Source organism: Psychrobacter sp. AOP7-A1-24 (assembly GCF_052376235.1).
Taxonomy (GTDB): Bacteria; Pseudomonadota; Gammaproteobacteria; order Pseudomonadales; family Moraxellaceae; genus Psychrobacter.
The window spans coordinates 1-14,225 of the sequence record NZ_JBQSVM010000050.1; the positions used below are offsets into that span (position 1 = coordinate 1).

A 14,225-nucleotide genomic window follows, 5' to 3' on the forward strand; every position below is an offset into this window, starting at 1 on the left:
GTGTGTCTAAGGCTTCCTAGGTAGATTTGGGCAACTTGAGGTTTGGTAAATTCTAACGTACGGATTAAAATCACCTAGCTAGCCGGATATCCCTTGCCTTACTATTTACAGGTTCGGGTTCACAATAATTTTCACTGCTGATTCATTGTTGTGAATTAAAGTCTCAAAGCCTTTAGCAATCAAGTCATCCAATTTGATACGTTGAGTAATAAAGGGCTCAAGGTTCACTAAGCCATCTTCGACCAATTTGATGGTTTCTTGATGATTGTTTACATAACCAATAGTCCCACGTACATCGAGCTCCTTCATGACTACGCTATGTACATTTACGGAAGCTGGGTGGCTCCAGATAGAGACAATCACAACCACACCAGTAGGTTTAGTAAGTTCAACCAGCGAGTCCAATACCTTATTGACGCTGGTGCATTCAAAAGCCACGTCCACACCGCGGTTATCCGTAAGCATCATGACTTCTTCAGTCAAATCTACTTCAGTCGGATCTAAAATGTAATCGGCAATCCCACTTTCTTTAGCCTTCTCTTTGCGCTTGGTACTCAATTCAGTGAGAATGACGGTAATGCCTTTGGCTTTTAAAACTGCCGCCAATAACAATCCAATCGGACCACCGCCACCGACCAAAGCAACATCACCTGCTTTGGCGCCACTGCGCACAAAAGCATGATAGCCAACGGCTAACGGTTCAATCAAGGCTGCTTGATCTAATGGTATTTTATTAGAGATAGGATGTACCCAGCGGCGCTTGACCGCAATTTTTTCAGACAAACCACCACCGCGACCACCAAGACCAATGAAGTTCATATCTTTTGATAAGTGATAATTCTCACCAGGCGCGGTAGAAACATCATCAGCGATAATATATGGTTCAACCACGACATGCTGACCGATCTCAATATCATCAACACCCTCACCAATAGCATAAACGACGCCTGAGAATTCATGACCCATAGTGATTGGGGCAGACTCTCCTGAGATTGGGTGAGGATGACCGCAAGGGGGAATAAAAATAGGACCTTCCATAAACTCATGCAAGTCGGTACCACAGATGCCACACCAAGCGACATCGATTCCAACGGTACCCGACTCTACAGTAGGCTCTGGAATATCTTCAATACGAATATCGCCTTTGTCATAAAAACGTGCCGCTTTCATATAAATCTCCTTTGATTGTCATTAAAAAAATATTGGATGGTGCATCAAAAATTATGCTGGCATCAAACGTAGCCATAATGGATGATTGTAAATATTTGGCTGAGCAGATAAAAAATAGGCATAGATGCCCTAACCTCAAAATCATTATCCACTGCCAAAGCAAGATTGCAACCGTGAGCTACACACATATAAGCCTAAGAGAACGATATCAGATTTATGGCATTAAAAGGGCATAACATGGCAGTCAATTTGTAGTAGAAGCTGTCAAAAAGATAACAGACAACAATCGTAACTTGAGTGCAACTGTTCAGCAGCTCGAAATAGAGATGCAAACGCTCTCAAATTGGCATAACAAAGCCAATCAAGGCAAGCTTGTAGGAACAAAGCAGTATGACCCTGAACTTATGAGTGCGCTTGAAGAGGTAAAACGCCTAAAGCGACAGCTTAAAGTTGCCGAAGAGGAGCGCGAGATCTTAAAAAAGGCGACGGCGTACTTCGCGAAAAACAGTTAGTAAAGTACGCCTTTATCAAAGACAACCAGCAAATCTTTAGCATCAGTAGGATGTGCCGCGTACTTAGCGTTAAACCATCGAGCTACTACGACTGGCTGAGTCGTGATATCAGCTGTCAGCAGGTACACCGTAATCAGTGCGAGCTACTAGTTAAAGCCGCTCATAGTGAGACTCATGAGCGCTATGGTGTTGAGCGTCTGCATGCAACGCTCACCGAGCAAGGGTATGATATTAGTCTATACATGGTCAGAAGCATCAAAGAGGAACACGGCATCAAATGCCGTCGTCATAAGCGCTTTAAAGTCACCACTGACTCTAATCATCACAAACTGGTCTATCCAAACGTGCTCGATCAGAAGTTTGACACCAGTCGCCCTAACCAAGCATGGGTAAGCGATATTACTTATATCTGGACACATGAGGGCTGGTTGTATTTAGCGGGAGTCAAAGACTTATATACCAAAGAGCTGGTCGGCTATGCGATCAACAAACGCATGACCGCAGATTTGGTCTGTCGCGCATTGAACATGGCCATCAGGAATAAACGTCCAAACAAAGGGCTAATCGTTCACTCTGACAGAGGCAGCCAGTATTGCAGCCATGCCTACCACAAGATCGTTAAGCAGCATCAGTTTACAGGTTCAATGAGCGCTAAAGGTAATTGCTTCGACAATGCTCCAATAGAAAGCTTCTGGGGCATATTGAAGAATGAGTTGGTATATCATAAGGATTATAAAACTAGATTTGCCGCCATTACCGATATCATTAGATACATCGAGCTATATTACAACCAGACTAGGATTCAAAAGGGCTTGAGCTATAAATCGCCAAGACAGATGTGGTTTGATTATTATCGTCAAGCTGCGTAACTAAAATCTCCCAAGTTTATGTATACGGATTTGACGGCAGGGGTCATTGTGTGTATGTCTTACTTCACCATTGGGCTTGGTTAGTTTTTTTCCTGGGCACCAATATCTATCTTTATTAGCCAGTACATATTCTAGATCTTCCACTGTAATTTCTAATAGGTTAGCAAGTGAGCTAATATTTGCAATTGGTGTAACCTGAGGTAGAGGGTGAAAGCCCATTGTTTAAGCTTCAATCATCGAATAAATTGTTTTGGTAAGGGATTCAATCTGCGTGTCTGTAATTTCCGAGATGGATTCTTGCTTAGCCGCCAAAAACACAAGGACACTTACTGGTATCTGTAAAGCGTCAGCAATTGATTCTAGATTGGATAAGGTTGGTTGACGTTTATCTTTTTCTATTAATGATAAGTATGATTCAGAAACATCTGCTAAAGCGCTTACTTGCAACTGCGTCATATTTCTCAATTTTCGACACTTTTTTATAACACTGCCGATTTTCATGTTTTCAACCTTATAAGAGTGGTAAGGCTTGCTGTACTACTCTAGAAACTTTCTAAAAATCTGAATAAGCTCAATAATGCTGGGGAAGTAGAGAAGTAAGTCACCGAGCGTTTTTAAACCTATTGCCTTATAGTCTGTTTCTTTGGAAGCTGAGTTCTCTATTACTAAATCAAGATTCTCTATTGCTTCTTCAATTTTACGAGTAACACTGGGTTCTAATGTATCATGCGTAGTTGTTTGAATCTCAGCAAGCTGAGCCCGCAACTGTTCTAAAAGTCTTTTATCATTCATACTATTTACGACGCTTCCTGACGGCACGGATTGTACCAGTCGACAACACAATCGAACCCGAGAGAAATAACATTAGAACGCCACAAGCCTTATACTGTGGCGAAGCCTCAGTCGAAATACCAAGCGAATGACAAGTTGCATAAGGCCAAACGAGATAGTACAGAGGTCGAGGTCTTCGGGTGTTGCAGCTATAAAAATAGCGGCTGAAATCAGCCAATTACAAGGTTCAATTAATAAATGATAGCTTCTAAAACGCATCTAGACGGATCGTCTATTCTGAGTTGTTAGGTTACTATAAAACATTACTGTGAGTCAAGTTTATGTATGCATACTAAAGTAGGATTGTTTAGTGCCTCATAAAGAAGTTACTAGTATCAATAGAACATCTGAACCCACGATAGGGAACCATACTTGTTCCCATAACAGACGTTATGACAAATGACTTTGGATAGAAGGATTCGGTTTCATTATTTCCGTTGGGGTATTACAGATATGGCTTATCCTGAATTAGGATTGTAATAAACACATCAAGACGAAATTAAGGACTATAGATATGACTACCACTGCATCAGAATTAAATACGCAGGATTTTATTACAGAATTTGGGCAGCATGAGCTTGTAAGCGATTTTAGCGAAGAAGCGATTAACGCTATTTTAACCCAATATAAGCGTGTGCAAAGCGAAAGCAATGACCCAGCGTCTATTGCTTGGGAGCCGCTCTTTAATGACGCTCTAGAGTGGGATGCATCGGGTGTTGTTTACGAGCTTAGTAGTGAAGTAAAAGAATATGCCAGCGAAATCATCAACATGATACGTAATGCAGATATTGGCATCAGTGCCGATGCGAAAGAAAAGTTTGACAGCTTGGAACATGATCTAAGCGATGAGGAATTGCTACAGTTTTTTCGATCTGAGTTGATGAAGTCACCCGATTATTCTAATGAGGTTGCGGCCATTCTAGCTCGTGAAAACGATTTCACAAAACTTGATAACGGTAAGTATCTTATTTTAGGCGCTTATTGATTTTTGACGCCTAAATCTGCTATTCGAATCCTTATTAGGCTATAGCGCCCTTTCAGCTACGTCTATCAACCCATTAATTCTCACAGGTATCTGACTTAATAATTTGCGACAATAGCCAACTTAACTAAGGAGCTATTGCAATGCAAATCACTATTTCAGATGAAGAAATGAAAATAATTGAGCTTTTTCAACAGAATGTTTATGGGAAATCGCCTGATACCACTGAATTTAATCAGCGTCATGATGGTAAGGCTGGGCACTGGCTTGAAAGACAGATGGGTATAGCAGCAAACGCTAATAACGAGCCTGATTTACATGGCTATGAGATGAAAAATTCTACTGGTAGTAAGACCACTTTTGGAGATTGGAGTGCTAACTACTATATATTCAAAGATAAAGAAGTCGATCTGAATCGCACGCAGTTTATGGAAGTGTTTGGCAAACCTAATGTAGAAAAGGGTGGACGTTACTCATGGTCAGGTAGTCCGATCCCTAACTTTAACTCTCCATCAACCTATAATGGCTCAGAAATGGTTTTTGATGATGCAAAGAACATAATCATCGTTTATAACTATTCAAGAGATCCTCGTCCTGATAAAGAAAATATAGTCCCACCAAACCTACAGCAAGAGGGAGTCATCTTAGCCCGTTGGGATAGAGATAACTTAAACGATAAGCTCACAAAGAAGTTCGGCCATCATGGTTGGTTTAAGTGTAATAAAGACAAAAACGGCTGTTACAACCAAATCGCTTTTGGTGAGCCAATGATCTTCGATAATTGGATTAAGCTTGTTGAGCAGGGCGTAGTATTTTTTGATAGTGGCATGTATGTAGGGAATGCTCGTAACTATTCCCAATGGCGTGCTAATAACAACCATTGGGACTCGTTAATTACCCGCACCTATCCACCATTTCCAGGATCTTTAGACAACAGCCAATAAATCAGTCTGCTTTTGAATGGCCTCAGCTTTGTGAAATGTTGAGATCATCTGCTCCGCTACTGCTTCAACGACCTTAACGCATACAGAGTTACCAAACTGTTTATATGCTTGAGTCTTAGATACTGCGTCAGTCAAAAACTCCTCGGGGAAGCCTTGTAATCTAGCGCATTCTCGGGGAGTTAGCATTCTTGGGTTCTTCCCATATTGCGATTGGTCTATCAACGCCTCAGAACCATCTTTATAGTAGCGTGCGCTAATGGTATTAGTGTACGCACTATCATGGTTAAATAAGCTGTAACCAAAGCCGTTACCTTTGTTTATGTGTTGGTCTTTTCTTTTTTGATGACCAGCCCATAGATTATCAGATATGGTATAGACCGTATCATCAGCTGGCACATCCTCTAATATATCCCCAACACGGGTCTTGCTATGAGTAGGCTCAGGGAAACTAAATAGCTCGTCAAAATTTTCGATTTTATCAAAATAATCTTTATTAAAACCTACGATGAAAATACGCTCTCTATTTTGTGGCGCACCAAAGTCAGCAGCTCTCAATACAGCATATCCTACCCAATAATTTAGCTTATGAGATAGAGCCTCTCGCGCTTCTTCACTCATAGGAACATCATCAGGTATGCTGTCCTTATGCTGCCCAGTCAAAATATCGTAGATGGTTTGAAAGGTTTCCCCTTTCTTATCAGTTCTGAGTCGCTTCACGTTTTCTAATAAAAACATTTTTGGACGTTTTTCAGCCAAAATTCGCTGAATCTCAAAAAACATAGTGCCGCGTGTGTCTTTAAAGCCTTGTTTCAGACCTGCTTGTGAGAACGCTTGGCAAGGAAAACCAGCTAAAAGCAGGTCATGATCTGGAATATCTTTGGCCTGAATTTGGGTAATATCCCCACTTGGATACTCTCCATAATTAGCAAAGTAGGTCTTTTGAGCATGTTTATCAATCTCACTGGTGAAAACACACTCACCGCCCTGTTTTTGAAACGGCAGACGTATACCGCCAATACCTGCAAATAAATCAATAAAAGTGAAATCACTATCCTTATTACTACGCTCAAAAGGATGGCTGTTGTTAAGTGCTTCTAGCTTCGCTAACCTTGTAGCAGAAGGTTTGTGTTCAGCGTTCTCCCAGCCACGAACCGTCCTTTCACCTGCTTCTTTCATCCCTAATAACAATGCTAATTCTTTTTGAGACACGCCTAATGACTTACGTTTCTCAATAACATATTGCTGAGTATCTTTCATAGTAACCTACTTTTAAAGTATCCTGTTTTATTCCCGGATTTTAACATAGGCCATTCACTTTGTGTAGGATAAAAGCTGCATATTGTCTTAAAATATGAAAATGATAATTAATAAACAAAAAAATAAACCCCCCTACTACTTGACGTAATAGGGGGGTTTATCGTTTAATGTTCATTAACGGTTACAGACGTTGGGGAACGACTGTAACGACCAAATAAGCTCCTAAACAGCGTTATTTGACCAGCAATTAAGCCCATTAGGGTCTATTTTAAGCCAAATCTAGGCTACTTTGCAATCAAATTACTCATATTACTACTGTAAGTTACCAATTTTACTCAGTAAAACCGCCTATTTGCTCGCTACCTTCGCCCTATCAACGCTCTTTAACTGTTCCCTAGCAATGGGTGGCAGGCCTCAGTGACGACTGCATTGCGTGGGTGACAAGCAAGCTCCCGACAGGGGTTACTAGACATATTGAGCAACGCAATGAGAGGTTATATTAGCGTATTCGTAGCGGTATATTGGGTGTTAACCCTTGCTAGCGTAGAAACGGCTATATAGCGGTTATGAGCGTGTCTAGGCGGTGCTATCAGCCGTAATCATAACAGAGTCAGCTTGATACAGTGATGACTTCCCGAGACGATGCCGATCGACCGACAGGCAGTTGTCAGGGCAATACTCTAAAGGGTTCGCAAGTTTTTACTTGTGGGCGCTTTAGGGTGAGTGTTGCCCAAAACTTCAACCTCTCTCCCTCCAAGCAGTTGTCCACAGAGTTGTCCATCAGGGTTGTCCACATAGCAAGGGCATACTCTAGTGGGCACACTGATTAAGAGGGAGAGAGGAAAGGTTCAAAAAAAAATTTGAAATTTTGAAAAATGAAAGTTTCGTGAGTTGAGGTTAATGATTGATAAGAGTGGCCAGTGAGTAAAAACGTTAGTTAAATTTTTGGCCACCTGTAATGACTCCTATGTTGAATTTAGAGTATTTTAGTAGAGCCTGTTGATTGTCTTCTAACCATTGGGCAATGTCTTGATTAGAGAGAGAATAAACATATCCTTTGGGTTTGGCATACTTCAACAGCTTTTGCTTGCTAATAGTTTTGCCTAGAAACTGAGCTATTTTCTGTGCTCGATATGAATTTAGTTGTCCTTTTAGCTTATAGGCTTCTTTGATACCCCAGCTATTAAAGCCATCATAATCACCCCCTGTACCATCCTCTAATTCATCTAATAGATAGATCATAGCAGTGGTTACCTCTGAGCGAAGGGTGTTCACTTTTTTCATGTTTTCAGATCTTTTATTCATACTAGCGACCTTCTTTGTATGGGTACAGACAGTCATAATATCATAGGTATAGACATTGTTGTTATATAGGTATACACAGTCATGTATAAATAGGTATACACAGTATCGACTATGCTAGGTACAGACATTTATGATATTATTTTAAGCCAGCAGTCCTAAGAGGGGGCTATTTCCGCTTCGCTACAATATCCTCTCTTAGGTGCTGACAAAGGGGCTATCGCCCCCTTGACCCCCCCAACCACCCCTATATCTAGAACAGGAGCCAGTCTTATGCCACCAATTAGCGGTAAAAAAAGAACTAAAGAGATTGCGATTCGAGTCACTGAGGATGAGTTGGCTGCGCTAAAGAAGCGGCAACAGGGAACGACGATGGCAGGATGGATGCGAGGTTTAGGCTTAGGAGTAGCCCCAATGAAGCCAGCTGACCCTGAGTTGGTTCGCGCACTTGGTCGTATTGGCTCTAATCTTAATCAAGTCACCAAACACGTTAACATCAATAAGCAGGTAGATGAGAATGTGCTTGAACAGATCACCGCTATTAGATCTTTGATTAATGCGCTGCTTGATGAGCATTTGCGAGGTGAATCATGATCGTTAAGTTTTTTAGGCGTGGAAAAGGCTCAGGAGCAGGTCCAATTAATTACTTGCTGGTTGCTAAGGGTGGTAAGCCTAGAGAGGGTGCAAAGGTGCTCTACGGCGATCCTAGGCTCACTGAGCAGCTGATTAATACCACACCATTCAAGCAAAAATATAAGACAGGGGTGCTGTCTTTCACTGAAGACGCCGAAGGGTTCACTGATGAGCAGAAAAAAGACATCATGCAGCGCTTTGAAGAGACACTGTTTGTAGGGCTCGAGCCTGATCAGTACGATATATTGTGGGTCGAACATACTGATAAGGGTGGACGGCTGGAGCTGAACTTTGTGATCCCGTGTCAAGAGCTGCGAAGTGGTAAGCGGCTGCAGCCATTTTATGCTGGCGCTGATCTGGTACGAGTCAATGCGTTTAAGAACATCATCAATCAAGAATATGGCCTAACAGATCCTAATGACCCAGAGCGTAAGCGGCTAATCAACCCTTATGTGAATAATGCGCCACGGCCAACTCCATATGATAGGCCGCCTAAATCTAAAGAGAAGGAGCAGGAAGAAGAAGATAATGAGATCATCGCTAATCCTGAGAGCACTTTTGCCTTAAAAGCAGCGATTGATCGAAGAATGTGGCATAGGCTAGCAGAGGGTAGTCTTAATGGCCGCAGTAGTGTGCTTTATGCCCTAGAAGGTATGGGGTTAACGATTAAGAGAGCAACGAATAGCAGCATCAGCGTGGCGCATCCTGCTATGACACGAAATGTTAGGCTCAAAGGCACTATCTATGAGAAGGATTTTAAGGCTTTGTCGCAGCAAGCGCACCTTATTGAGGGTCGTCAAGGAGATTATGAGAGAACGAGTGAGTCTCGCGGTCATCGAGACTTAAAAACGTGGACTACAGGTATGGAGATCAAGAAAGAGTATCACGAGAAGTCATATGGTGATATCAAAGCGCCTGAGCCTTTAGCGCTTGTTAATAACCATGTGACCTCTAAGGAGCCGCAAGATAACGCACCTAAAGTAGAGGTGCCGACTCCGCAGCGCTCATACAGTGGACCAAGGCCATAGTCGTTTGACGGTGTTGTTAAACAATTAAGGCCTCCACCATTTCTTTTTCTTGGTAGGTGTGGGCGCAGCTGCGGCTTCTTTTTCAGATAGCGGCTCTGGCTCTAACGGTGATTGTTGATCGCTATGCTCAGAGTCAGCACCTTTAAACTCTAGCAGTCGGATCTGCGTTAAGTCATGAATACTGGCATTGGCTTTTTCTAGTGTTTTGTTGAGCTGACTTATTTGCTCTTGGTAATTCGCTATCAGCTGTTTTTGATCACGAACTTGCTGACCTAAGTGTTCATTCTTCATCTTTTCAAGTGCTAACTGGTGTTCAAGTGCTGTGCTGTTCTGTACGTTTTGACTGTTCACGGACGCACTACTTCTAGTGTTCACTGATTGTTCAGTACGTTTTTTAGTGACAGGCTCACCAAACACTCGGATCATCTCTGAGGTATCAATTTTCTTGTCAGCGGTTCTGGAAAGCTCACCATCATTGATCTTCTGATAGATAGTGGTTCTCGATACACCCCACTGTTTTGCTGCCTTTGTCACCGATATGTTCATTGCTCACCTAGTGTTCAAGTACGTTTTTAGCCCCTGTACAGTGCAACTGTTCAGAACGTTCAGTGAGTAACTATCGCACCAACCTCACCATTTGGCAAATACTAATGCTCTATCCGTGTCTGCGGCCAACCATCAACTCAATACATTAAAAGACACCTCAAATCACCTGAGGTTTTTTTGTATTCTGTATTGTAGTATGTTGTATATTGTATTATACTACATATAATATCATACAAACATTACATATCTACTTATATAAAATTAAGGACAATGACTGTGGCGCTTACTATCCAACAGGTTCATAACACTGCGGATCAACTGCAAGAACAAGGCATCAAGCCTACTTTAGCTGAAGTGCGTAAGGCGCTTGGGGGTGGTTCATTTACGACCATCAGTGAAGCTATGAAGTCTTGGCGTCAGGATAACAAAGAAGAAGAGCAGCTAAGACAGGTTGAGCTGCCCAGTGGTATTACTGAGCGCTTACAGACGCTTGGTGCGGATGTGTGGCAGACGGCGGTTGATATCGCCAATGATCGCTTGGTTAAAGATCGTGAGGCCTTAGAGAGCATTAAGGCCAAGGCGCAAGCTGAGACAGACGAGGCGCAAGAGGCGGTTAAGACCTTAGAAGGTGAGCAGGCTGATTTGTTGGTGCAACTAGACGAGGTAACGGCCACTGCAGAGACAAAAGCTAAAGCGGCTGAACAGGCGACAGCTGAACGTGATAGGTTTAAGCAGACCTTGGCCGATACTCAGCACCAGTTGGAGCTTGAACGAGCTAAAACAGATGCCGCTCAGGGGCAGCTTTCGGATTTGCGCAACAGCTTTGATCAGCAAGCAAAAGAGCTGAGCACTAACATATCGAGAGTGGCCACGCTTGAGGCCACAGCGGAGAGTGACAAAGCAGAGGTTGCCCGTTTAAGTGCAGAACTTGAAGCGGCTAAGACAGAGTTAAAAGCAGTCACTACTGAGCGCAATGAGATTGCAACCGCTACTGCAGAGGTTAAAGGAGAGCTTAAGGCGATTACTGCTGAGCGTGATAAGTTGTCAGGACTCAATGAGCAGCTCACTCAAACACAATCTAAGCTTGAAGCCGAGCATAGCGTATTAGATAAGCAATATAGTGAGCTATCAACCAATTACATCTCAGAGCAGGGGCAAGTAACAGCATTACAAGCCGAGCTTGAAAAGATGCAAGGCGAATTGGCTATCGCTCAAAATAAAAATTAGGATGCCGATTAAATGAGAGTCTTTTAGGTTTCCGTATCATTGTGGTTTCAAACGTAAGGGCAGTTACACGGAATTAAAGGTAGTCTCCCAGCTGGGTAGTCGCAAAAAGACCGGGGTTTTGAGATGATTAATAGATTGAAAAAGGACGCTTCACAGTTTAGTGAGCGTCCAATAAGAGCGTATTTAGTCTATTAAATACCCTATAGTGTTAGCGGTACTCTTCATAGAGATCAGCGATCATTTCTCTATCAACAAGCTGCCAACCAAAGTCCTTATATACAACGGTATAAAGATACTTGTGCAGCATACGGTAGGCATAGAAGGTAATAACTGTCGCCTTAGACACCGATTGCGACGAGCCGTTCGAAAGACCTGCTGCTTCTCAAAGAAGTTTGATAACCACTTTAAGGTGTTTGATTTGGTATTCTTCTATGTCAATTAGAGACCATCCCAGATTCTGTGTAACTGACGTTTAGATTAAATACTTACACAAAATTTAGGAAGGTCTCCAAACTCAAAAGGCGATACATAGCCCAATGCACTGTGTATACGCTTTTTATTGAACCAATCTACCCAATTCAATGTCGCAAGTTGTACATTCGCTAAACCTTGCAAATCTGCTTTCAAATATTCAATCACCTCTGTTTTGTATAACCTATGCCCTGTTACAGCCAAAGCATTATCAAGGCCTAGTTATATATTTTTTCTTATGTTATCAAGCCAAGCTTGCATACTTGGTGTAAGCAAGCGATGACGGCGCCAAGCCATGACAAGCTCCCATTTTAACTGAGGTTGGGTTAGTGGCAAGCAGACTAATCCTGTTAAATCCAACTTTTGAGTATAATATTGAGGCAAAAGAGTCACACCCATATCCTGTTTTACCATGTCAAGAAGCAAGTGCCACTGATTGGTTTGGCAAATAATATTAGGTTCAAAACCTAGTGATTGACAGTTTTCTATAATCATTGGAGTAAATGATGAATTGGAGGTAAATAAAATTAGGGGTGCATTTGATAGTGATTTAAGTGTTACCTTGGTTTTTCGCTTACCCATACGGTTTTTATTTGCTACGACCACCACTGGATAGCAACATATCGACGAGTAGTCAAAATCATCGTCAATCGGCTTCATCAATGTTGCCACATCAAGTTGCCCCTCTAGAAGGGCCTGCTTAAGTGACTCAGCACCATCTTCGATAAGTGAGGTTTCTATACTAGGATGCATTTGGTAAAAGTTAAAAATAGCTTTGCTTAGTATTTCACTGCCTAACGGTGAAATCCCCAGACGCAACTTACCACCTATTAATTGCTGATAATCTACTACTGTTTGTTCAAGATTATCTGCCTTTTGTAAGATATCCACTGCTTGAATATAGAGGTGTTCGCCAATTTCCGTTAAATTAACTAGCCGCTTTTTTCTATGAGTCAACGGCTTATCAAACAGAGCTACGCCTAAATATTCTTCAAGGTTACTGATGGATTTGGTAACGGTGGGTTGGGTTAGATTGAGTTGAATACTGGCTTGAAGAAACCCACCTGTTTTTACGACTGTCACAAAGCAACGTAATTGTTTCAAAGTTATCATGAATAATAAACCATGGTTAGGAAGGATAATGAAATTTATTATAGGAATTAGGAATAAAAATAAAAATATAATTCATAATTTATGACTAGGGTATTTTTATAATAAGAGGTGTCGAGTTAACAAACAACAACTATTATGCGTAATCTTAATCTTCGTCTATCCCCCTGTTTTTTAGCTAAAACAAAACTGGCACTTCAAAGGTTCTATGGCCAATCATGGCTTCATGTCCTTATGCAATGCGCTATTATCGCAGCTGTCTGGTATTGTGCTGCGATATTGGTTGAGTTATTGCATTTACCCGTATCCTCAGGCGTCTTAGGAGTATCTTTAATGCTGATCTTATTAATGAGTGGTGCTATCAAGGTTAACTGGGTCAGACTGGGGGCAAAATTTGTTTTGGGTGAATTAGTATTAATGTTTATCCCACTTATGATGTCAATACTTCAATACAAGGCGCTATTTATCAGTAAGGGCTGGCAATTAATGCTGACAATTATCTTAAGTACCGCGATGGTGATGTTAAGCTCAGCATTCACTTTTATTATGGTGCACCGTTTGCAACGTAGATTGTATCGACATCAGATTCATAAAGCCCAATTAAACCTAAAAGATAATGATAATGCGTGAGGATTTACAATGAATGTCTGGTCAATCCTTTGTCTCATTTGGACATTAGCTGCTTATTATATGGCTAAAGTAATCTATGTGCGCTATCGAAAATCTTGGCTAAACCCAGCTATCACGGTTCCAGTAATAACGCTTTCATTAATGATTATCTTTAATATCTCTTATGATACTTATTGGAAGGATACAGCTTGGATTGTGCAGTTACTTGCCCCCGCAACGGTTGCGTTTGCTATACCTATTTATGAATATCGTCGTTTAATACGTCAACATGCTTTGGCTTTGACCGCTTCTATAACTGTTGGGATGGTGGTGGGAGTCTTAAGCATATACCTATTCACTGGTTTGTTCCATTTTGATAAGACCTTGACCTATAGCTTGATGGCCCGTTCAATATCGACACCATTTGCGTTAGACTTATCTGAAAAAATTCACGGATCTTCCTCTTTAGTCTCATTGTTTACTTTGATTACAGGGATGGTGGGAATGATTTTAGGGGATATGATTTTGACTTTTTTTCGTATTCGCTCCCATCTTGCAAATGGAATCGCATTTGGTAATGCATCACACGGTTTTGGTACAGCCCGGGCAAGTCAGCGCAATGAGGACGAGGGCGTTATAGCTAGTTTAACAATGATTTTAGCGGGATTGTTTATGGTATTCTTAGGCCCTTCATTAATACATGGCGTAATGTTATTTGGGCAAGTTTAAACAAA

The 14,225-nt window shown here is 41.6% G+C and carries 15 protein-coding genes and 2 pseudogenes; 9 read left to right on the plus strand and 8 right to left on the minus strand.

What is annotated here, in order from left to right:
- Positions 1–105 precede the first annotated feature (105 nt).
- Positions 106–1,170 (minus strand): 2,3-butanediol dehydrogenase, encoded by a 1,065-nt coding sequence (locus tag ACT3QQ_RS12460; protein ID WP_058023639.1) that lies wholly within the window; start codon positions 1,168–1,170, stop codon positions 106–108.
- A gap of 272 nt (positions 1,171–1,442) precedes the next feature.
- Here ACT3QQ_RS12460 and ACT3QQ_RS12465 point away from each other — a divergent pair.
- Positions 1,443–2,551 (plus strand): IS3 family transposase gene (locus tag ACT3QQ_RS12465; RefSeq protein ID WP_443552629.1). Its coding sequence is split into 2 segments (ribosomal slippage): positions 1,443–1,641 and positions 1,641–2,551, totalling 1,110 coding nucleotides; the frame shifts between segments, so codons are not numbered across the junction.
- 222 nt (positions 2,552–2,773) lie between these two features.
- Here the strand turns inward: ACT3QQ_RS12465 and ACT3QQ_RS12470 are convergent.
- A complete protein-coding gene (locus ACT3QQ_RS12470) occupies positions 2,774–3,052 on the minus strand; it encodes a helix-turn-helix domain-containing protein (protein ID WP_102076491.1) in 279 nt (92 codons plus the stop codon).
- A gap of 36 nt (positions 3,053–3,088) precedes the next feature.
- Positions 3,089–3,343 carry a hypothetical protein gene (locus ACT3QQ_RS12475; RefSeq protein ID WP_299222005.1) on the minus strand — a complete coding sequence of 85 codons (255 nt, stop codon included), beginning with the start codon at positions 3,341–3,343 and terminating at the stop codon, positions 3,089–3,091.
- A 553-nt stretch (positions 3,344–3,896) separates the two neighbouring features.
- Between ACT3QQ_RS12475 and ACT3QQ_RS12480 the strand changes: the two genes are divergently transcribed.
- Both ACT3QQ_RS12480 and ACT3QQ_RS12485 read left to right on the plus strand, forming a co-directional pair.
- Positions 3,897–4,367 (plus strand): hypothetical protein, encoded by a 471-nt coding sequence (locus tag ACT3QQ_RS12480; RefSeq protein ID WP_058025525.1) that lies wholly within the window; start codon positions 3,897–3,899, stop codon positions 4,365–4,367.
- 140 nt (positions 4,368–4,507) lie between these two features.
- Positions 4,508–5,308, plus strand: coding sequence for an LlaMI family restriction endonuclease (locus ACT3QQ_RS12485; RefSeq protein WP_200960355.1), 801 nt, complete (start codon positions 4,508–4,510; stop codon positions 5,306–5,308).
- Here the strand turns inward: ACT3QQ_RS12485 and dcm are convergent.
- Both dcm and ACT3QQ_RS12495 read right to left on the minus strand, forming a co-directional pair.
- The gene (gene dcm, locus ACT3QQ_RS12490) at positions 5,291–6,565 is read right to left on the minus strand and encodes a DNA (cytosine-5-)-methyltransferase (RefSeq protein WP_444528249.1); all 1,275 of its coding nucleotides are present in this window, start codon (positions 6,563–6,565) and stop codon (positions 5,291–5,293) included. The genes ACT3QQ_RS12485 and dcm overlap by 18 nt on opposite strands.
- Before the next feature lie 933 nt (positions 6,566–7,498).
- A complete protein-coding gene (locus tag ACT3QQ_RS12495) occupies positions 7,499–7,870 on the minus strand; it encodes a hypothetical protein (protein ID WP_290190035.1) in 372 nt (123 codons plus the stop codon).
- A 270-nt stretch (positions 7,871–8,140) separates the two neighbouring features.
- Between ACT3QQ_RS12495 and ACT3QQ_RS12500 the strand changes: the two genes are divergently transcribed.
- A complete protein-coding gene (locus ACT3QQ_RS12500; RefSeq protein ID WP_444528250.1) occupies positions 8,141–8,461 on the plus strand; it encodes a plasmid mobilization protein in 321 nt (106 codons plus the stop codon).
- The gene (locus ACT3QQ_RS12505) at positions 8,458–9,528 is read left to right on the plus strand and encodes a hypothetical protein (RefSeq protein WP_444528251.1); all 1,071 of its coding nucleotides are present in this window, start codon (positions 8,458–8,460) and stop codon (positions 9,526–9,528) included. The genes ACT3QQ_RS12500 and ACT3QQ_RS12505 overlap by 4 nt, the downstream gene beginning before the upstream one ends.
- Before the next feature lie 24 nt (positions 9,529–9,552).
- Here ACT3QQ_RS12505 and ACT3QQ_RS12510 read toward each other — a convergent pair whose 3' ends face one another.
- A complete protein-coding gene (locus tag ACT3QQ_RS12510) occupies positions 9,553–10,074 on the minus strand; it encodes a plasmid replication DNA-binding protein (RefSeq protein ID WP_444528252.1) in 522 nt (173 codons plus the stop codon).
- 276 nt (positions 10,075–10,350) lie between these two features.
- On the opposite strand from ACT3QQ_RS12510, the gene ACT3QQ_RS12515 reads away from it, so the two are divergent.
- Positions 10,351–11,301 carry a DNA-binding protein gene (locus ACT3QQ_RS12515; protein WP_444528253.1) on the plus strand — a complete coding sequence of 317 codons (951 nt, stop codon included), beginning with the start codon at positions 10,351–10,353 and terminating at the stop codon, positions 11,299–11,301.
- 307 nt (positions 11,302–11,608) lie between these two features.
- A pseudogene (locus ACT3QQ_RS12520) lies at positions 11,609–11,743 on the plus strand (IS1 family transposase); the annotation flags it as partial.
- Positions 11,744–11,778: 35 nt separating this feature from the next.
- Here the strand turns inward: ACT3QQ_RS12520 and ACT3QQ_RS12525 are convergent.
- Positions 11,779–11,985, minus strand: a pseudogene (locus ACT3QQ_RS12525) (integrase core domain-containing protein); the annotation flags it as partial.
- Between the two features lie 9 nt (positions 11,986–11,994).
- Positions 11,995–12,885 (minus strand): LysR family transcriptional regulator, encoded by an 891-nt coding sequence (locus ACT3QQ_RS12530; RefSeq protein WP_443508043.1) that lies wholly within the window; start codon positions 12,883–12,885, stop codon positions 11,995–11,997.
- 135 nt (positions 12,886–13,020) lie between these two features.
- Between ACT3QQ_RS12530 and ACT3QQ_RS12535 the strand changes: the two genes are divergently transcribed.
- Together ACT3QQ_RS12535 and ACT3QQ_RS12540 are read left to right on the plus strand one after the other, a co-directional pair.
- Positions 13,021–13,512: a CidA/LrgA family protein gene (locus ACT3QQ_RS12535; protein ID WP_443508044.1), complete on the plus strand. Its 492-nt coding sequence runs from the start codon at positions 13,021–13,023 to the stop codon at positions 13,510–13,512.
- A gap of 9 nt (positions 13,513–13,521) precedes the next feature.
- Positions 13,522–14,220, plus strand: coding sequence for an LrgB family protein (locus ACT3QQ_RS12540; RefSeq protein WP_087041101.1), 699 nt, complete (start codon positions 13,522–13,524; stop codon positions 14,218–14,220).
- Positions 14,221–14,225: the final 5 nt, after the last annotated feature.